Annotated in this window: 14 protein-coding genes; 11 read left to right on the forward strand and 3 right to left on the reverse strand. The window is 73.5% G+C overall.

Annotation, left to right across the window (positions count from 1 at the left end; all coding sequences use genetic code 11):
• The first annotated feature begins 105 nt into the window (after nt 1-105).
• The 4 genes from AC0B61_RS05590 (at nt 106) to AC0B61_RS05605 (ending at nt 5,044) form a co-directional block, all read left to right on the forward strand.
• Nucleotides 106-1,002 (forward strand): ATP-binding cassette domain-containing protein, encoded by an 897-nt coding sequence (locus AC0B61_RS05590; protein ID WP_471739309.1) that lies wholly within the window; start codon nt 106-108, stop codon nt 1,000-1,002.
• Nucleotides 999-1,685 (forward strand): ABC transporter, encoded by a 687-nt coding sequence (locus AC0B61_RS05595; protein ID WP_471739310.1) that lies wholly within the window; start codon nt 999-1,001, stop codon nt 1,683-1,685. The genes AC0B61_RS05590 and AC0B61_RS05595 overlap by 4 nt, the downstream gene beginning before the upstream one ends.
• Nucleotides 1,686-1,928: 243 nt before the next feature.
• A complete protein-coding gene (locus AC0B61_RS05600) occupies nt 1,929-3,488 on the forward strand; it encodes an amino acid permease (protein ID WP_471739311.1) in 1,560 nt (519 codons plus the stop codon).
• Between the two features lie 128 nt (nt 3,489-3,616).
• Nucleotides 3,617-5,044, forward strand: coding sequence for a glycosyltransferase 87 family protein (locus tag AC0B61_RS05605; protein WP_471739312.1), 1,428 nt, complete (start codon nt 3,617-3,619; stop codon nt 5,042-5,044).
• A 22-nt stretch (nt 5,045-5,066) separates the two neighbouring features.
• Here the strand turns inward: AC0B61_RS05605 and AC0B61_RS05610 are convergent, their stop codons facing one another.
• Nucleotides 5,067-6,836 carry a penicillin-binding transpeptidase domain-containing protein gene (locus AC0B61_RS05610; RefSeq protein WP_471739313.1) on the reverse strand — a complete coding sequence of 590 codons (1,770 nt, stop codon included), beginning with the start codon at nt 6,834-6,836 and terminating at the stop codon, nt 5,067-5,069.
• A gap of 193 nt (nt 6,837-7,029) precedes the next feature.
• Complete coding sequence (locus tag AC0B61_RS05615; protein ID WP_471739314.1) at nt 7,030-8,820, reverse strand: dolichyl-phosphate-mannose--protein mannosyltransferase; 1,791 nt, start codon at nt 8,818-8,820, stop codon at nt 7,030-7,032.
• A 105-nt stretch (nt 8,821-8,925) separates the two neighbouring features.
• On the opposite strand from AC0B61_RS05615, the gene rsmI reads away from it, so the two are divergent.
• From rsmI to AC0B61_RS05650, 7 genes are all read left to right on the forward strand, one after another.
• Nucleotides 8,926-9,795, forward strand: coding sequence for a 16S rRNA (cytidine(1402)-2'-O)-methyltransferase (gene rsmI / locus AC0B61_RS05620; protein ID WP_471739315.1), 870 nt, complete (start codon nt 8,926-8,928; stop codon nt 9,793-9,795).
• Between the two features lie 235 nt (nt 9,796-10,030).
• Entirely contained in the window at nt 10,031-10,492 is a 462-nt protein-coding gene (locus AC0B61_RS05625; RefSeq protein ID WP_471739316.1) for a hypothetical protein, read from the forward strand.
• Nucleotides 10,493-10,626: 134 nt separating this feature from the next.
• On the forward strand, nt 10,627-12,246 hold the full coding sequence (gene metG / locus AC0B61_RS05630; RefSeq protein WP_471739317.1) for a methionine--tRNA ligase: 1,620 nt from the start codon (nt 10,627-10,629) through the stop codon (nt 12,244-12,246).
• Between the two features lies 1 nt (nt 12,247).
• Complete coding sequence (locus tag AC0B61_RS05635) at nt 12,248-13,126, forward strand: TatD family hydrolase (RefSeq protein WP_471739318.1); 879 nt, start codon at nt 12,248-12,250, stop codon at nt 13,124-13,126.
• A gap of 97 nt (nt 13,127-13,223) precedes the next feature.
• Nucleotides 13,224-14,219, forward strand: a complete 996-nt coding sequence (gene rsmA / locus AC0B61_RS05640) for a 16S rRNA (adenine(1518)-N(6)/adenine(1519)-N(6))-dimethyltransferase RsmA (protein ID WP_471739319.1) — start codon at nt 13,224-13,226, stop codon at nt 14,217-14,219.
• The gene (locus tag AC0B61_RS05645) at nt 14,216-15,166 is read left to right on the forward strand and encodes a 4-(cytidine 5'-diphospho)-2-C-methyl-D-erythritol kinase (protein WP_471739320.1); all 951 of its coding nucleotides are present in this window, start codon (nt 14,216-14,218) and stop codon (nt 15,164-15,166) included. The genes rsmA and AC0B61_RS05645 overlap by 4 nt, the downstream gene beginning before the upstream one ends.
• Before the next feature lie 132 nt (nt 15,167-15,298).
• Complete coding sequence (locus AC0B61_RS05650) at nt 15,299-17,122, forward strand: ABC-F family ATP-binding cassette domain-containing protein (RefSeq protein ID WP_471739321.1); 1,824 nt, start codon at nt 15,299-15,301, stop codon at nt 17,120-17,122.
• 68 nt (nt 17,123-17,190) lie between these two features.
• Here the strand turns inward: AC0B61_RS05650 and AC0B61_RS05655 are convergent, their stop codons facing one another.
• Nucleotides 17,191-19,032: an FUSC family protein gene (locus AC0B61_RS05655; protein ID WP_471739322.1), complete on the reverse strand. Its 1,842-nt coding sequence runs from the start codon at nt 19,030-19,032 to the stop codon at nt 17,191-17,193.
• Between the last annotated feature and the right edge of the window lie 262 nt (nt 19,033-19,294).

Raw genomic sequence — 19,294 nt, forward strand, 5'->3', positions numbered from 1 at the left:
CGAATCCGGCCCCGCCACGGCCCCCACCGCGGCTTCGCGGCGGCCTCACAGCGGCTTTACGCGGAGCGGATAGCCTTCGTGCACGGCGGAGGGAGCGGGGTCGCGATGGAGCTGGCGGCAGTCGGCAAACGGTACGGGCGGCGCGGGCGGTGGATCCTGCGCGGGGTCGATCTCGCCGTCGGGCCGGGGGAGTTGGTGCGGATCTCCGGTGCGAACGGGAGCGGCAAGTCGACGCTGCTGCGGCTGGCGGCCGGGATCGAGCGGCCGAGCGCGGGCCGGGTGGTGCGGCCCGGCGCGACGGCGTACGTGCCCGAACGCTTCCCGCCGGCGCTGCCGTTCGACGCGGCCTCCTACCTGCTGCGGATGGGCCGGGTGCACGGGCTGCCGGCGGAGCAGTCGCGGCGCCGGGCGGGCGAGTGGCTGGACCGGTTCGGCATCGCGGACCGGGCGGGCACCCCGCTGAGCCGGCTGTCGAAGGGCACCTGCCAGAAGGTCGCGGTCGCGCAGGCGCTGCTCGCCGAGGCCCGGGTGCTGCTGCTGGACGAGGCCTGGACCGGGCTGGACCCGGAGGCCAGGGCGGTGCTCGACGAGGCGGCCGCCGAGCGCGCGGCGGCCGGCGGCACGGTGCTGTTCGTCGACCACGACCCGGCCCGGCTGGCCGGGCTCACCAGTGCCGCGTACCGGGTCGGCGCCGACGGTGCACTGCGGCCCGTGGAGGACGGCGCGGCGGTGCCGGCGCAGGGCGGCCCGGTGATGGAGATCGAGGTGGACGTCCCGGACGGCGCCCCGCTGCCGGCCCGGCTGCCCGGCGCGCCGGAGCTCACCGCGCTGGCCGGGACGGCGGTACGGCTGGCCGTACCGGCCGCGCACTCGGACGCGCTGCTGCGCTTCCTGCTGCGGGGCCGCCCGACCGTCCGGGTGCTGGCGGTGCGTCGGCGCGGCCAGCCGGGCCGGCCGGAGTCGGGCAAGGCGGAGTCGGGCAAGGCGGAGGGGGAGCGGTGACGGGGCGGATCGGTCCGCTGGCGCGGTACCACGTGGAGCTGCTGCTGCGCTCGCACGGCTGGCTGCCGCCGTTCCTGGCATACGCGCTGCTGCTGGTGGTCGGGGTGACGCCGGGGGATCCGCTGCTGGGCAGCCTGGGCCTGGGTGCGGGGGTGCTGCTGCCGGTGAGCGCCTGGTACGTCCGCGCTGCGCTGGCCGCGGAGCCGCCGGCCTCGCGGGCCTGCCTGGTCGCGGTGGCGGGCCCGGCCCGGGTGCACCTGGCGGCGCTACTGGCGGCGCTGGCGGCCTCGCTGGTGCTGGCCGTGGGCCAGGTGGCGGTGCTGTGGTGGTCGAGCGGGCCGGTGGCCAACCCGGGGGCGGAGAGCCGGCCGCAGGGCGGGACGGCGCTGGCGGCGGGGCTGCTGACCTCGGTGGTCTGCGCGCTGCTGGGGGTGCTTACCGGGGTGCTGACCAGCCGGCCGGTGCCGGTCCGCGCGCCGTACGGCATCCCGGCGGCGCTGGCGCTGGCCACGCTGCTGCTGGTGGTTCCGGGCTCGCCGGCCAACGCGGCGGTGCGCGCCCTGGTGGGCGCGGCCAGGACCGGCCGGGTCGTGGTGCCGTGGGTGGACCTGCTGCTCGCCGTCGTCCTGCTGGCCGCGGGCTGTGCGGGCGCCGCGGCGCTGGCCGGGCGGCGGCCGGAGTGAGCGGGCGGCCTCCGGCGTGGCGGAGCGGGCCGCGCAGACGGGCTCGGCAGCGGGTTCGGCGGGGGGCCGCCGCAGGGCTCTGAGCTGCTGCTTTAGCTGCTCGGTGGCAGGTGCGCCGTCTGCGAAGTGTCCGGTTTGTACATCGATATGCGCCAATTCGTACAATGCGCTGATCCGGACTGTTCGTTTGCGACACTGGTGCTTTCGACGGGTACTGTCCCATCTTTGTTCGGTTGGTCCCCGATGACACCCCCCAGCGTCCCGGGCGGCCGACCGCTAGGACACCCTCCCCCGCCCAGAAGGATCGCGGTTTTGACCAGCAACACCCTCGGTGCGCGTCTGCTGCGACGCAAGCCCGTCTCGTCACTGATCGCGGAGAGCGAGGGCAGGGATGCCCTTCCGGCGGGCGCGCCCGAGGAGGGCGGACGCTCCGGAATCCACCTGCGCCGCTCCATCGGGCTCTGGCAACTGTCCGCGATCGGCATCGGCGCCACCATCGGCACCGGCATCTTCTTCGTGCTGAACACCGCGGTGCCCTCGGCCGGCCCGGCCGTCATCCTGTCCTTCGTGATCGCCGCGGTCACCGCCGGACTCACCGCGCTCTGCTACGCCGAGATGGCGTCCGCGATCCCGGTGTCCGGCTCCTCCTACTCGTACGCCTACGCCACCCTCGGCGAGGGCGTCGCCTTCGGCGTCGGCATCTGCCTGCTGATGGAGTACGGCGTCTCGGCCTCCGCGATCGCGGTCAGCTGGGCCGAGTACCTGAACAAGTTCCTCGACCTGGCCTTCGGCGTCAGGATCCCCGAGCAGCTCGCCGGCGCGCCGGACAGCACCCATTGGTTCAACCTGCCGGCGCTGCTGCTGGTCGCCATGGTGTGCGTCCTGCTGGTCCGCGGCGTCAGCGAGTCGGTGAAGGTCAACGCGGCGATGGTCGGGATCAAGCTCCTCATCCTGGTGCTGTTCGTCGGCGTCGCACTCACCGGCTTCCACTCCGGCAACCTGACCCCGTTCATGCCGCTCGGCATCGGCGGCGTGCAGGTCGCCGCGTCCAGCATCTTCTTCTCCTTCATCGGCCTGGACGCCGTGTCCACCGCCGGTGAGGAGGTCAAGAACCCGCGCCGCACCCTGCCGATGGCGATCATCATCTCGCTGGTCGTGGTGACCCTGCTCTACATCCTGGTCGCGCTCGCCGGCATCGGCGCCCAGCCCTGGAACAAGTTCGACGGGCAGGAGGCCGGCCTCGCCCAGATCCTCCAGGACATCACCGGGCAGAGCTGGCCGGCGATGGTCTTCGCGGTCGGCGCGATCCTCTCGATCTTCAGCATCACCCTCGTGGTGATCTACGGCCAGACCCGCATCCTGTACTCGATGGGCCGCGACGGCATGCTGCCCAAGCGCTTCGCCGAGCTCTCCCCGCGCACCGGCACCCCGGTCTGGAACACCATCGTGGTCGGCCTCGGGGTGGGCGCGCTGGCCGCCTTCATCCCGCTGAACGTCCTGGCCGACATCACCAGCCTCGGCACTCTCATCGCCTTCTCGGTGGTCTCCATCGGCGTGATCGTCCTGCGCCGCACCCAGCCCGACCTGCCGCGCGGCTTCCGGGTGCCCGGCTACCCGGTCGTCCCGCTGGTCAGCGTCGGCTTCTGCATCTACCTGATCACCGGCCTGCACGCCGACACCTTCCGGGCCGGGGCGATCGCCCTCGCCGTCGCCGTGGTCGTGTACTTCGGCTACAGCATCAGGCACTCGCGGCTGGAGCAGGTCGAACAGCAGCCCGTACCGGTCGACCACGCCGCCGGCTGACCGGAACACGAACCCGACGTGAAGGGCCGCCGACCGGTACGACACCCGGCGGCCCTTTTCGTGCCGCCACCCGCCCAGTGCCCGACGTCATGGCGACAGGGCCGGGCCCGCACCCCTAACCTTCCACCATGGTGAGCACCCGCACGCCCGGCTACCTCCGCCCGCGCGGCCGCTTCACCGGCCGCAGCAGAACGCCGGCCCCGACCTTCGCGCCCGAGACGTCGCCCGGATCCGGACGACCGCCGAGAGGATTCTCCGTCCGGCCGTTCCCCCGCCAGCGTGGTGAGAACACGTTCCCGCCCACGCACGATCGGCTGAATCCCGCCACGCTCGCCTCGACGCGGACCGTCCAACTGCTCGGCTGCCTCGTCGCGGCCGGCTGGGCCGGCGCCTTCCCGCTCGTCTCCGACCTGGCCAACCAGCGGCAGTGGGGCCTGATCGCGGCCCCCGCCTACCTCCTGGCCGGACTGCTCTGCCTGACCCTGCCGCGCCGCTGCGCGGCCCACGCCGCCGCCGCGGTCGCCATCGTCGGCGCCGTCGTCGTACCGCTCGGACTGCTCGCCCTGCACGGCCGCCACCAGTCCGAGGTCATGGTGGTCGAACGCTCGGCCCACCTGCTGCTCACCACCGGCGACCTCTACCTGCCGCACCCCGTGGTGGTCACCGACTACAACCCGTACCTGCCCGCGATGGCCCTGTTCGGGCTGCCGCGCCAGATGCTCGGCGATTCCACCGCCTTCGCCAAGGTCGCCGGGGACGCCCGGATCTGGTTCGCCCTGACCTTCTTCGCCTGCCTGCTGGCCGCCTGGCGGCTGCTGCGGCCCACCCGCCCCGCCGGGGGCGGCGACCCGCGCGCGCCGCTGCTGCCGCTGGCCGTCCTCACCGCCTCGCCGCTGATAGCGCTCGCCCTGGTGGTCGGCGGGGTGGACCTGCCGCTGATCGGGGTCTGCTGCCTGGCCATGGCGCTCGCCGAGCGGGACCGCACGGTCGGCGCCGGACTGGTGCTCGCCCTCGCCTGCAGCCTCAAGTGGACCGCCTGGCCGGCCCTGCCGGTGGCGGTGCTGCTGCTCTGGCGGCTGTACGGCCGCCGGCCCGCCGCCCGGACCGCGCTGATCGGGGTCGGGGTGAGCGCGGCGGTGATCCTGCCGTCCGTCCTGACCCAGTCGGCCGCGCTGCGCGAACAGGTGGTGCGCTTCCCGCTCGGGATGACCGCGATCCGCACCCCGGCGGGCAGCCCGCTGCCCGGCAAGGTGCTGGCCGGCTTCGGGCCGACCGGGCACTCCATCTCCCTCGCGCTGATGACCGTGGCCCTGCTGGGGGTGGGGATCTGGCTGCTGGCCCGGCCGCCGGTCTCCGCGATCGGCGCCGCCGACCTGCTGGCCGCGGGCCTCGCGATCGCCTTCACGCTCGCCCCGGCCGGACGGTTCGGGTACCTGGCGCTGCCGGTCGTCCTGGTGATCTGGCCCCGGCTGGCGGCCCGGCGCTGGACCAGCCGGCGCCCGGTGCCGCCCAGGCCGGTGAGGGACGCACCGGAGCCCGCCCTGCCGAGAGGCTGAGCGGGCTCCGGTACGACCTGGGTCAGCGGCCCGCAGCCGCCTTCAGCAGGGACGCGACCGCCGGGCCGGCCGCGTCCACGCCGTGGCCGCCGCCCTGGACCTCGGCGGCGACCGCGATGTTGCCGCGGAAGGCGGTGAACCAGCTGTTGGTGGTGGACGCGCCGGTGACCTCGGCGGAGCCGGTCTTGGCGCCCGCGTTGTCGGTGATCCCGGCCATCACGTCCTTGGCCGTGCCGCCGACGGCGGTGGCGTTCATCATCGCGCGCAGCTTGCCGGCGACGTCCGGCGAGATCTGGCGGGCCGCCGGCTGCTGCGGCAGGCCGGCCACCAGGACGGGCTGCTTGAACGCGCCGCTCTGCACGGTCGCGGTGATCGAGGCGATGGCCAGCGGGTTCATCTGGACCTTGCCCTGGCCGATGTAGTTCATGGCCTGCTCGTCCTTGCTGCCCGGCGTCGGCGGCACCTTGCCGTCGGCGTTCGGCAGGCCGGTCTTCCACTCCAGGCCGATGCCGTACACGTCCTTGGCCGTGGCGGACAGCGTCTCCGGCTTGAGGCTGGTCAGGCCCTGGTTGATGAAGGCCGTGTTGCAGGACACCATGAAGTCCTGCTGGAGCGTGTTGTTCGGGAAGGCGCCCGGGAAGTCGTTCGGGATCGCGACCGCGTTGCTGCTCTTCTCCGGACAGGCCACCACGGTGTCCGGGTTGACGCCGGCCTCCAGCAGGGCCGTCGAGGTGACGATCTTCATCGTCGAGCCCGGCGCGAGCAGCCCGGTGAAGGCCCGGTTCTGGCCGTTGGCGGGCGCGTTGGCGAAGGCCAGCACCTGGCCGGTGCTCGGCTCGATCGCGACGATGGAGCCGGGCTTCCCGCCCAGGTCGGTCATCGCCTTCTCGGCGGCGGCCTGGACGGTGTTGTCGATGGTCACCTTGAACGGCTTGCCGGGCTTCGGCTCCACGATGGTGAACAGCTTGTCGGCGGCGGCCTTCCCGGCCGGGTCGCTGATCACCACCGCCTTGCCCGCGTCCTGGTCCTTGGCCGGATCCGGCGGGAGCAGCTTCTGGGCGTTGTCCTGCAGGGTGTTCATCAGCGCCGGGGTGAGCGAGGCGCCCTGCAGCGGCTTGCCGTTGCGGTCCACCACGGTGGACGGCGGGGCGAAGACCTGCTGGGTGGCGATGGTCTCGTTGCCGGACAGGTGGGGGTGGATCACCGACGGCGCCCAGTGCACGGCCGGGGTGTCGTCGCTCATCTTCACGACGCCGAGGAAGCCCTGGTAGTCCCAGACCCGGGCGGTGCCCTCGAACTCGGCCCGGGCCTTGAAGCTCATCAGCGTCCCGGTGGGCCCGGGCGTCGCGGTGGCGGACGGCGAGTCGCCGGCGCCCGGAGTGCCGGTCGCCGGGGGCGTCGCGGAGGCGCCGGCGGTCGGCTTGGCCGGGGCGGGGGTGCCGGTGGCGGCGGTGAAGACCTGCTGGGTGGTCGGACCGGTCGGGGTGAGGGTCAGCGCGCTCGGCTTCACCTGGTCCCTGAACGCCGTCAGCGCGGTGGTGGCCGTGGCCGGGTCGTCGGTCAGCGAGGCCGCCTTGGCGATGTCGCCGGACGCCCAGGCCGCCAGGAAGTCCTTCGCCCCGGCCGCCGCCTGATCGGCCGAGGGCGGTTCGGCGACCACCGTACGGGCCTTCTTGCCCCCGGATCCGGAGTCGTCCGAGCCGCCCACCAGGCTGTACGCGCCGTAACCGCCGCCCGCGAGGACGGCGATGGACACGCCGGTGATGATGCCGATCTTCGCGCCACTGCGCATGGTGCAGTTCCCCCAGGGGTCTCGCGGCCGGGCGCAACCGGCCGGGGCCGGAAACGCGGTACACCCCCACCCTAGGCAGCGCGGATCGGTGCGCCGACGAATCGCCCGCCACTTGTGACGGATCTGGTACGTGTCGTGCACCGCATACGGACGAATCGGGGGGACGCGGTGCGTGCCGGACCGCGGCGCCGGATCAGATCCAGCTGTTGAACCACATCCGGCGGCGCCAGTCCTCCAGCGGGATCGTCTGGCCGGTGAAGAGCGGGAAGAAGAACAGGAAGTTCCAGACGATCAGCAGCACCAGCAGCCCGGCCGTCGTGGCCCCGATGATCCGGCGGTCCCGGGAGGCGCCGGGCGGACCGATCAGGGCGCCGACCAGCATCGTCACCGCGAGCACCAGGAACGGGACGAAGACCACCGCGTAGAAGAGGAAGATCGTCCGCTGCTGGTAGGCGAACCAGGGCAGGTAGCCGGCGGCCAGGCCGCACAGCAGCGCCCCTGCCCGCCAGTCCCGCCGGGCCGCCCAGCGCCACAGGCAGTAGGCCAGGGCCACCACGGCCGTCCACCAGAGCAGCGGGGTGCCGATGCCCAGCACCTCGCGGGCGCAGTCGGCGGCGGTGCAGCCGGCCTGGCCCAGCTTGGGGGACTCGTAGTAGAAGGACACCGGGCGGCCCAGCACCAGCCAGGACCACGGGTTGGACTGGTAGGTGTGCGGATCGCTCAGGTGGGTGTGGAAGTCGTAGACCGTCGAGTGGTAGTGCCACAGGGCGCGGAGGCCCTCGGGTATCCACGGGTAGTCGGTGGAGCGGGCGACCGCCCAGTCCCGCCCCCAGCCGCCCTTGCCGGGGGCGTTGCTGCTCGCGAACCAGCCCCACCAGGACGTCAGGTACACGGCCACCGAGACCACGACGATCGAGACGAAGGCCGGCACCACGTCCCGGGCGAGCACCGCGCGGTACGGGCGCGGGGCCCCGGCCAGCCGGCGGGCGCCGACGTCCCAGAGCACCGTCAGCACACCGAAGGCCGCCGCCACGTACAGGCCGCTCCACTTGGTGGCGCAGGTCAGGCCGACGCAGACGCCCGCCGCGATCCGGTACGGGCGCCACCCGAGGTTGAGCCGCTGCGCGAGCGCCGCGTCCGCCACCCCGCCGAGGCGTTGCGCCAGCAGGCCCCGGGTGCGGTCCCGGTCCAGCAGCAGGAAACCGAAGGCGGCGACGATCCAGAACATCACCACCAGGTCGAGCAGGGCGGCCCGGCTGAGCACCAGGTGCAGGCCGTCCACCGAGAGCAGCAGACCCGCCACGCAGCCCAGCAGGGTCGAGCGGAACATCCGGCGGGCGATCCGGGCCAGCATCAGCACCGACAGGGTGCCGAGCAGCGCCACCGCGAAGCGCCAGCCGAAGGGGTTCATGCCGAACAACTGCTCGCCCGCGCCGATGATCCACTTGCCCACCGGCGGATGCACCACGTACGAGGCAGTCGCCCGGTACGGGACGGCCGCGCCGGGCGTCATGATCCGGCTGTTGGCGTCATCCGGCCAGCTGATCTCGTAACCGCCGTGCCAGAGCGCGTAGGCGTCCTTGGCGTAGTACGTCTCGTCGAAGATGATCGCGTGTGGCTCGCCGAGATTGGTGAACCGCAGCGCCCCCGCGAACACCGCCACCGCGACCGGGCCCAGCCAGCCCGACCAACGGCACAGGAAGTACCACAGGCCCTGCGGCAGCGAGAGACCCAGGCGCAGCAGCAGCGGCGACTGCGGCACGTCGCTCGGGGTCACCCGGGGGCCGTCCGGCATCGGCGGCACCAGGCGCTCGGCCAGCGGCGCCGTCGGACGGGCGACGTAGCCGTGGCGGGCCAGGCGGCCGCGCCAGCCGGAGACCGCGGGCGCGGCCCACTCCGCCGCGCGCGGGGACGGCAGACCGACGCCGCCCTGCGCGGACCGGTCTATACCCGTGGGCGCCTGCGCCGCCGTGTCGCCGTTCATCCGCCACATCGTAGGGGCGCTCTTCGCACGCGTGTCCGCGCCCTCGGAAGCTGCCCGAATCGTCACCAAAAGCCCCGCGCGGCCGCAACTGGAAGGATGGGGCCCGTGACAGGCGTACTCGTACTTGCAGGCACACCCATCGGCGACGTCTCGGACGCCCCGCCCCGGCTGGTCGCCGAACTGGCCACGGCGGACGTGATCGCCGCCGAAGACACCCGGCGGCTGCGCCGACTCACCCAGGCGCTCGGGGTGACCCCGACCGGCCGGGTGCTCTCGTACTTCGAGGGCAACGAGGTCGGCCGCACCCCCGAACTGGTCGAGGCGCTGCTCGGCGGCGCCCGGGTGCTGCTGGTCACCGACGCCGGCATGCCCTCGGTGTCCGACCCCGGCTACCGGCTGGTCGCCGCGGCCGTCGCGGCCGACATCAAGGTCACCGCGGTGCCCGGGCCGTCCGCGGTGCTCACCGCGCTCGCCCTGTCCGGCCTGCCGGTCGACCGCTTCACCTTCGAGGGCTTCCTGCCGCGCAAGACCGGCGACCGGGCTCGGCAGCTCGCCACCATCGCCGCCGAGCCGCGCACCATGGTCTTCTTCGAGGCGCCGCACCGGATCGCCGAGGCACTGGCCGCGATGGCCGACGCCTTCGGGCCCGAACGCCCGGCCGCCGTGTGCCGCGAGCTCACCAAGACCTACGAGGAGGTCAAGCGCGGGCCGCTCGGCGACCTGGCGGCCTGGGCGGCCGACGGCGTCAGGGGCGAGATCACCGTCGTGGTCGCGGGCGCCCCGCCCGCCGCGCCGCAGGACCTGACCCCGGCCGAGCTGGCCCGGCTGGTCGCCCTGCGGGAGGAGGCCGGGGAACGGCGCAAGGAGGCCATCGCGGCGGTCGCCGTGGAGCTCTCGCTGCCCAAGCGGGAGGTCTTCGACGCGGTCGTGGCAGCCAAGAAGCAGACCGGCGACGGGGCCCTGGAAAAGGGGTGAACCCCGGGGGTTGCGTTGCCCACGGGGCGTCGTACCTTGGAGGGAAGGCCCCGGTAAACGCCCGCTGAGCTGAAGTTTCGGTCGCGGTTTCCAGCCCCCGGGAGGCCCTGCGTATAGGACTTCCCAACCCGCATCCAAGTCTTCACAAGTGCGGCATCGGCCGAGGCGGTCCGGGCATTCCCTGAAAGGGAAAGACCCAGCCGGGCGAGCGTCCGGCGGGCGCTGGGAGACGGCTATGAGCGAGATCGTCGGTAGCCCCCGCGGTGGCAACGCACTGAGCACGGCAGGCCTGGCCGGCCGGCCGCAGACTCCCGTCGAGACCGTACGGGAGGCCTACTCCTTCGCGTGCCTGCGCTGCGGGTACGGGTGGGAGCAGGCGTACGACATCGAGCACCACGTGGCCAAGGACGGGCACGTCGTCTTCGAGTACCACGCCAACGGTGTCCGGGTACCGTCTCCGCTGCTCAAGCCGACCTGCCCGGGGTGCGGCGGCCACACCGTCCGGATCATGCGCGAGGGCCGAGTGGCCTCCGCCGACCAGGCCTGGCAGCACGCCCCCGGCTACCCGGCGCACGCCGAACCGGCCGGGCCGCCCGCGGCGGCGCAGCCCGCCGGGGCCACGGAGCCCGCCGGGGCCGCCGCACCCGCGCGGCCGCGCGGGCGCTGGGCCCGGTTCTGGGCGCGGCTGCTTCGCTGACCGGTCCGGGGCGCGGGTGACGGCGTCACCGTGCAGGGCCGGGTGACCGCGTACGACCTCGTGACCGCGTGACCGCAGGACGGCGCGGTCACGCGGTCGAGGGGCGGCGGCGGGCCCGACTAAGCTTTCCGACCATGGCGGCCACTGCAGACCACAGCACCACCGGGACGAGCGCCCCGGCGTACTACGTTTCCACCCCGATCTACTACGTCAACGATCGCCCGCACCTGGGCCACGCGTACACCACCGTGGCGGGCGACGTCCTCACCCGCTGGCACCGCCAGCGCGGCGAGAAGGTGTGGTACCTGACCGGCACCGACGAGCACGGTCAGAAGATCATGCGGACCGCCGAGGCGAACGGCGTCAGCCCGCAGGAGTGGTGCGACAAGCTGGTCGAGGAGGCCTGGAAGCCGCTCTGGGAGCACCTGGAGATCGCCAACGACGACTTCATCCGCACCACCCAGCAGCGCCACACCGACCGGGTGCAGGAGTTCGTCCAGGACCTGTACGACAAGGGCGAGATCTACAAGGGCGGCTACTCCGGCCCGTACTGCGTCGGCTGCGAGGAGTACAAGCTCCCCAACGAACTGCTCGACGGCGCGAACGAGGGCGAGAAGCTCTGCCCGATCCACAAGAAGCCGGTGGAGTGGCTGGAGGAGGAGAACTACTTCTTCCGCCTGTCCGCGTACGGCGAGAAGCTGCTCGAGTTCTACGCCGAGAACCCCGGCTTCATCGCCCCCGAGTCCGCCCGCAACGAGGTGCTGCGCTTCGTCGAGCAGGGCCTGCAGGACCTCTCGATCTCCCGCTCCACCTTCAACTGGGGCGTCCCGCTGCCCTGGGACGAGAAGCACGTCCTGTACGTGTGGGTGGACGCGCTGCAGAACTACATCACCGCGGCCGGCTACGGCAGCGACCCGGAGCGCTTCGCCGAACTGTGGCCGGCCTCCGTCCACCTGGTCGGCAAGGACATCCTGCGGTTCCACGCCGTCATCTGGCCCGCCATGCTGATGGCCGCCGGCCTGCCGCTGCCCAAGCGCGTCGTGGCCAACGGCTGGCTGATGGTCGGCGGCGAGAAGATGTCCAAGTCCAACCTGACCGGCATCGCACCCACCGACCTCACCTCGCACTTCGGCGTGGACGCGTACCGCTACTACTTCCTGCGGGCGATCCCGTTCGGCACGGACGGCTCGTTCTCCTGGGAGGACTTCACCGCCCGCTACACCTCCGAACTCGCCAACGACTTCGGCAACCTGGCCTCCCGGGTCGCCGCGATGGTCGGCAAGTACTTCGACGGGGCGCTCCCGGCCGCCACCGCCCCCGGCGACGCCGAGCAGGCCGTGGCCGACGGGCTGGCCAAGGCCGTCGCGACGGCCGACCGGAAGATCGGCGAGGAGCTGGACTTCGCCGGCGGCCTCGCGGCGATCTTCGAGTTCGTCAAGCAGGTCAACGGCTACATCACCGAGCAGGAGCCCTGGAAGGTCGCCAAGGACGGATCCGAGGAGGGCCGGGCGCGCCTCGCGACCATCCTCTACACCGCCGCCGAGTCGCTGCGCGCCACCGCCGTCCTGCTCAACCCGGTGATGCCGTCCACCGCCGAGAAGCTGTGGGACTCCCTGGGCGCCGAGGCCGGGCTGGGCGCCCTGGCCGCGCAGACCATCGCCACCGCCGCCGACTGGGGCCGGCTGCCCGCCGGTGCCACCGTCACCAAGGGCGAGATCCTCTTCCCGCGCCTCGAAGAGAAGCCGGCCGCCTGACATGGCCGTCAAGGACGACGACCGGTCGACCCCGCCGCCGCTGCCGGAACCCCTGGCAGTGGCGGTGGCCGACTCGCACACCCACCTCGACATGCAGTCCGGCACCCCGGCCGAGGGCCTGGCCCGGGCCGCCTCGGTCGGCGTCACCACGGTCGTCCAGGTGGGCTGCGACGTGCCCGGTTCACGCTGGGCCGCCGACCTGGCCGCCCAGTACGAGCAGGTGCACGCGGCCGTCGCCCTGCACCCCAACGAGGCGCCGCGGATCTTCCTCGGCGACGCCGACGGCTGGTCCGGCCGGCAGCGCGCCGGGGGCGGCGCCGCCGCGCTCGACGAGGCGCTCGCCGAGATCGACCGGCTCGCCGCCCTGCCGCAGGTCCGTGCCGTCGGCGAGACCGGACTGGACTACTTCCGCACCGGGCCGGAAGGCGTGGACATCCAGAAGGAGTCGTTCCGCCGCCACATCGAGATGGCCAAGCGGCACGGCAAGGCCCTGGTCATCCACGACCGCGACGCCCACGAGGACGTCATCGCCGTCCTCCTGGCGGAAGGCGCCCCGGAACGAACGGTCTTCCACTGCTACTCCGGCGACGCCGAGATGGCCAAGACCTGCGCCGAACACGGCTGGTACCTCTCCTTCGCCGGCCCCGTCACCTTCAGGTCCAACCAGCCGCTGCGGGACGCCCTGCTGGCCACCCCGCTCGACCGGATCCTGGTCGAGACCGACGCCCCCTTCCTCACCCCGCACCCCTACCGCGGCCGGCCCAACGCCCCGTACCTGATCCCGGTCACGGTGCGCTCGATGGCCGCGACGCTGGGACTGCACGAGGACGAGCTGTCGGCGGCGATCGCGGCCAACACCGCCCGGGCCTTCGGGTACTGAACCGGCCGGCCCGGCTGACCCGGATGGCCCGGTACCGGGGGTGCCGTCCGGATCGGCGCGGTCCGGACGGCACCCCCCGCGCCCGTATCCTTGGCCCGTGAGCACCACCGATCCCACCCCTGACAGCCGCCCCCAGCCTCCGGCCGGGGGGACCCCCCTGCTGGGCAGCGCCGACATCCGGGAACTGGCGGCCGCGTTCGGCGTGAAGCCGACCAAGCAGCGCGGGCAGAACTTCGTCATCGACGGCAACACCGTGCGGCGGATCGTCCGGGCGGGTGGGGTGACGGCCGAGGACTCCGTGGTCGAGGTCGGGCCCGGACTCGGGTCGCTGACGCTGGCGCTGCTGGAGGTGGCGCGGCACGTGACCGCGGTCGAGATCGACCCGGTGCTCGCGCAGCACCTGCCGGACACCGTCGCCGCGCGAATGCCCGGCAAGGCGGACGCCTTCGACCTGGTCTTCAGCGACGCCATGGAGGTCACCGAACTTCCCGGGCCGGCGCCCACCGCGCTGGTCGCCAACCTCCCGTACAACGTGGCCGTGCCCGTCCTGCTGCACATGCTGGCGACCTTCCCCAGCATCGAGCGGACCCTGGTGATGGTGCAGAGCGAGGTCGCCGACCGGCTCGCCGCCAAGCCGGGCAACAAGGTCTACGGCGTCCCGTCGGTCAAGGCCAACTGGTACGCCGACGTGAAGCGGGCCGGCGCCATCGGGCGCAACGTGTTCTGGCCCGCCCCCAACGTCGACTCCGGACTGGTCTCGCTGATCCGCCGCGAACCGCCCCAGACCAGCGCCAGCCGCGCGGAGGTGTTCGCGGTGGTCGACGCCGCGTTCGCCCAGCGGCGCAAGACCCTGCGCGCCGCACTCGCCGGCTGGGCCGGCTCCGCCGCCGCCGCCGAGCAGGCGCTCGCCGCCGCCGGGATCGACCACAAGCTGCGCGGCGAGATGCTGACCGTCGAGCAGTTCGCCAAGATCGCCGAGCACAAGCCGGGGGGCGGCGAGTCCACGGCCGGTGTTGCCGGGGCCGGGGCCGCTGAGGCCGGGACCGGCGATGCCGGGGCGGGAGAGCACACGCCCGGGAAGGACGTCGAGTGATCACCGTACGGGTGCCGGCCAAGGTCAACGTCCAGCTGGGAGTCGGCGGGCTGCGCGCCGACGGCTTCCACGACCTGGCCAACGTCTTCTTCGCCGTCGCCCTCGGCGACGAGGTCACCGCCACCCCCGGCGAAGGCGTCACCCTGACCTGCTCCGGGCCGGACGCCGCCGTCGTCCCGCTGGACGACACCAACCTCGCCGCCCGCGCCGCCCGACTGCTCGCCGCCCACCACGGCCTCGCCGAGCCGGGCGTGCACCTGCACATCGCCAAGGCCATCCCGGTGGCCGGCGGCATGGCCGGCGGCAGCGCCGACGGCGCGGCCGCGCTCGTCGCCTGCGACGCCCTGTGGCAGCTGGACACCCCCTTCGAGACGCTGCTGGAACTGGCCGCCGAACTGGGGTCGGACGTGCCGTTCGCCCTGCTCGGCGGCGTCGCACTCGGCCGCGGCCGGGGCGAGATCCTGGAACCGCTGGCCGTCGGGGGCACCTTCCACTGGGTCTTCGCGGTCGCCGACGGCGGCCTGTCCACCCCCGCCGTCTTCCGCGAGTGCGACCGGCTGCGCGAGGACGCCGGCACCGGCTCCAGCGACGCCCAGGTGCCCACCCCCGACGCCGACCCGGCGCTGCTCGCCGCCCTCGCCGACGGCGACGCCGTCGCCCTGGCCGCCGCGCTCGCCAACGACCTCCAGGCCGCCGCGCTCGCACTGCGCCCCTCGCTCGCCGCGACCCTGCGGGCCGGCACCGAGGCGGGCGCCCTCGGGGCACTGGTCTCCGGATCCGGGCCGACCTGCGCCTTCCTCGCCAAGGACGCCGAAGCGGCCGCCGCCGTCGCCGCGGCACTGCGGGCCTCCGGCACCTGCCGGACGGCGCACGCCACCCACGGGCCGGTGCCCGGGGCGGCGGTGCTCGGGGCGACGGTGTCCGGGGAAGCCGAACCCGGCAGCTGACCTCGGCACCCGGGGTCTGACCTCGGCGGCAGGGGCCGCCGCCCTCGGCGGCTGAGCCCCGCAGCCGGGCGCACTAGGCTGAGGAGGTCGGGGTCTTCCCCGCCGACCGCCGAACCCAGGAGCGCAGCGCACGTGGCCGTCAACCTCGCCACCATCGAGTCCGTCACGAAGGTCTACGGCACCCGGGCCCTTCTCGACGGAGTCAGCCTCGGCGTCAGTGAGGGGGACCGGATCGGCGTCGTCGGACGCAACGGCGACGGCAAGACCACCCTGATCCGGATGCTCGCCAAGCTGGAGGAGCCTGACGGCGGCCGGATCACCCACGCCGGCGGGGTGGAGATGGCCGTGCTCACCCAGCACGACTCGCTCGACCCGAAGGCCACCATCCGGCACGAGGTGATCGCCGGCCGCGCCGACCACGAGTGGCTCGGCGACGCCCGCATCCGCGACATCATCGAAGGCCTCTTCGGCGGCCTCGACCTGCCCGGCTTCGCCGAGGGCCTGGACACCGTCATCGGCCCGCTCTCCGGTGGCGAGCGACGCCGGATCGCCCTCGCCAAGCTGCTCCTCGGCTCGCCCGACCTGATCGTCCTCGACGAGCCCACCAACCACCTCGACGTCGAGGGCATCGCCTGGCTCGCCCAGCACCTCCAGAACCGCCGCTCCGCACTCGTCTGCGTCACCCACGACCGCTGGTTCCTCGACCAGGTCTGCACCCGGATGTGGGACGTCCAGAACGGCTCCGTCCACGAGTACGAAGGCGGCTACTCCGACTACGTCTTCGCCCGCGCCGAGCGCTCCCGGATCGAGGCCACCGAGGAGCAGAAGCGCCAGAACCTCGCCCGCAAGGAGCTCGCCTGGCTGCGCCGCGGCGCCCCCGCCCGCACCTCCAAGCCGCGCTACCGGATCGAGGCGGCCAACGCGCTGATCGCCGACGTACCCGAGCCGCGCGACGCGTCCGAGCTGATGAAGTTCGCCAACGCCCGGCTCGGCAAGACGGTCTTCGACCTGGAAGGCGTGACCGTCAAGGCCGGCCCGAAGCTCCTGCTGGAGAACCTCACCTGGCAGCTCGGCCCCGGCGACCGGATCGGCCTGCTCGGCGTCAACGGCGCCGGCAAGACCTCGCTGCTGCGCGCCCTGCGCGACGCGTACACCTCCGAAGGCGACATCCAGCCCGCCTCCGGGGTCATCAAGGTCGGCAAGACCGTGCGGCTCGCCTACCTGTCGCAGGAAGTCGCCGAACTCGACCCGGCGACCCGGGTCCTGCAGGCCGTCGAGCAGGTCCGCGGGCGGGTCGACCTCGGCAAGGGCCGGGAGATGAGCGCCGGCCAGCTGTGCGAGCAGTTCGGCTTCGGCAAGGACAAGCAGTGGACCCCGGTCGGCGACCTGTCCGGTGGCGAGCGCCGCCGCCTCCAGCTGCTGCGTCTGCTGATGGACGAGCCCAACGTGCTGTTCCTCGACGAGCCGACCAACGACCTGGACATCGAGACGCTCAACCAGCTGGAGGACCTGCTCGACGGCTGGCCCGGCTCGATGATCGTCATCAGCCACGACCGCTTCTTCATCGAGCGCACCACGGACACCGTCCACGCGCTGCTCGGCGACAGGAAGATGCGGATGCTGCCGAACGGCGTCGACGAGTACCTGGAGCGACGGGCGCGGATGGCCGCCCAAGCCGCCGCCGCCCCCATCGCCGCCGCCGCTGCCGCCGCCCCAGCCACCGACGCCGGCGCCGCGCTGTCCGGCGGGGACCTGCGGGCCGCGAAGAAGGAGATGCAGAAGCTGGAGCGGCAGATCGCCAAGCTGGACCAGAAGGAGTCCAAGCTGCACGCCCAACTCGCCGAGCACGCCGCCGACTTCTCCAAGGTCGCGGAGCTGGACGCGCAGCTTCGCGCGGTCCGGGAGGAGAAGGAGGAGCTGGAGATGGGCTGGCTGGAACTGGCCGAACAGGTCTGATCCGCCGACCGCGCGGGGCGCGGGTTGGGGGTCGGCGGAGGGCGGGGCCGGGGGCTGCAGGTCGCGGGCTACCGCCTCGCCAGGAGCGACTCCAGTTCGTCCGCCGCACGGCCCAGCGCACTGCGCTCGGGGTCGTGCGGCACGGCCGTCGGACCGGACGGCGGGGCGCTCGACGGACCGGACGGCGGGCGGTGCGCGCGGGCGGCAGCGGTCAACTCGTCCAACGCGCGGCGGACCCGGTCGACCTCGTCCGGGTCCGGCACCCGGCCGCCGTACCGGATCTGCGCCGCGAACGCCGCCACCGCACCCCCCAGCCGCTCCAACGCCGCCGTCGCCGGCAGCCAGCCCGCCGCCAGCCGACCGGTCGGCGGCGGCTCGGCCAACCCCTGCCGCACCTCCTGGCGGGCATCCGCCAGCGACCGGTAGGCCGTACGGCGCAGCCACACCCCGGCCCCGTCCGCGCTCCCGCCGGTGACCGCGTCCAGATACGCCCGCAACGCCGTCGCCGCGTCGACCAACCGGGGCTCGATCCGGTGCCGCGGGCGCTCCGGCCACAGCAGGCAGCCGAAGAGCAGCACGATCGCACTCGCCAGCACGGTGTCCAGGACCCGGGGCCAGAACTCCGCCGCGCTGCTCTGCCCGCCGAGCTGGAGCAGGACCAGCGCCATCGGCGTCATCGCCACCGTGTTCAGCCCGTAATGCGCCGCCGTCGCGTACGGAAGCAGAGCCACGCACAACGCGGCGATCGCGGCCAACGCCCACTCGTCGGTGGTCAACACGACCAACGCCGCCGTGACCGCCACCCCCAGCACCGTGCCGACCGACCGGCTCACCGCCCGCAGGAACACCGACCCGAGATCCGGCTTGAGCACGAACGCGATCGTCATCGGCACCCAGTAACCCTTACTGAGCGGATAGTTGGCGGTGACCACCGAACCCGCCGCGATACACAGCGCAACCCGCAGCCCGTACCGCACCGAACCCCGCGACAACAACCGCACCCGCAACCGCCACGGATCGGGCGGCGGCGCCGGCGCAGTGCCCGGCCGCCCGCCCCGGCCCGCCACCGCGTCGGCAGCGGCCCGCAGCGCCACGTCCAAAGCCTGCCGCGACGGCGTATCCGGCCCCCAGTCGGGCACGACGACCTCGCCACCGCCCAACCGCACCGCCGCCGCCAGCCGGACCGGCACCCCCGCCACCTCGGGCGGCACCGGACGCCGAGCCCACAACAGACCGGTCGCCGCCTCCGTCGCGGCCAGCGCCGCCTCGTACATCCGGCCCGTACCGGCACTCCGGCCGGGCAGCAGATCCTGCAACTGGTTCAAACGGGCCGTCAGCACCTGGCGCGAAGCCGCCGCCCCCGCCGTACCCAGGTCGGCCAGCGTACGGCCGAGCGCGTCGTACACGGTCGCGAGCGCCCGGACCCGCGGATCGGCCGCCGGCCGACCCGGCACCCCGGCGAACAACCCGAGCACCACCACGAACACGGCACCCGCCGACAACATCGGGGCCGCCGCCCACCACGGATCCGGCAACCGCATCCCACTGCCCAACGCCGCCGACACCAACAACAGCATCCCGGCCGCCGAACCGCGCGGACCCGTCGCACTCAAAGCACCCGACACGAAGGCCGTGCACGTCAGCGCCGCCCCCAACACCACCCCGCCGACATCCGCCCGCTGCAGCGCCGTACCGGCCAACATGCCGAGCGAAGACGCCGACACGGCCCACCCGATCCGGGCCACCCGCAGCCGCAACGGCTCCACCCGGTCATTCATCGTCGCGTGCATCGCACCGAGCCCCGCGAACACCCCCAAGTCCAACCGGTGCGCCAGCAACCCGACCGCCAACGGCACCCCCATCCCCGCCGCCGCCCGCGCCATCAACCCCACCGGCAACGGCACCCGCACCGGCCGCACCGCACGCGCCCACCACGGGGTGGCCTCCAGGGAACTCATGCGATCACGTCCGTTCTGCGGCCTGCAGTCGCTGCTGTGCGACGTTGCGCGGCAGATGGGGCGTACCGGGTCAGTCTACCCAGCGGCAGGAGGTGGAGACTGTACGTGTCAAGTTCGTACCGATCGCGCGCGGGCGAGCCAAGGGCCCTGCCCGACCGACAGAGGCGGTGGCTACCATGGCGGAGGCGAAAACCGCCCCCAGGGCGGCCCGTTC

The organism is Kitasatospora sp. NPDC023385 (genome assembly GCF_055664045.1).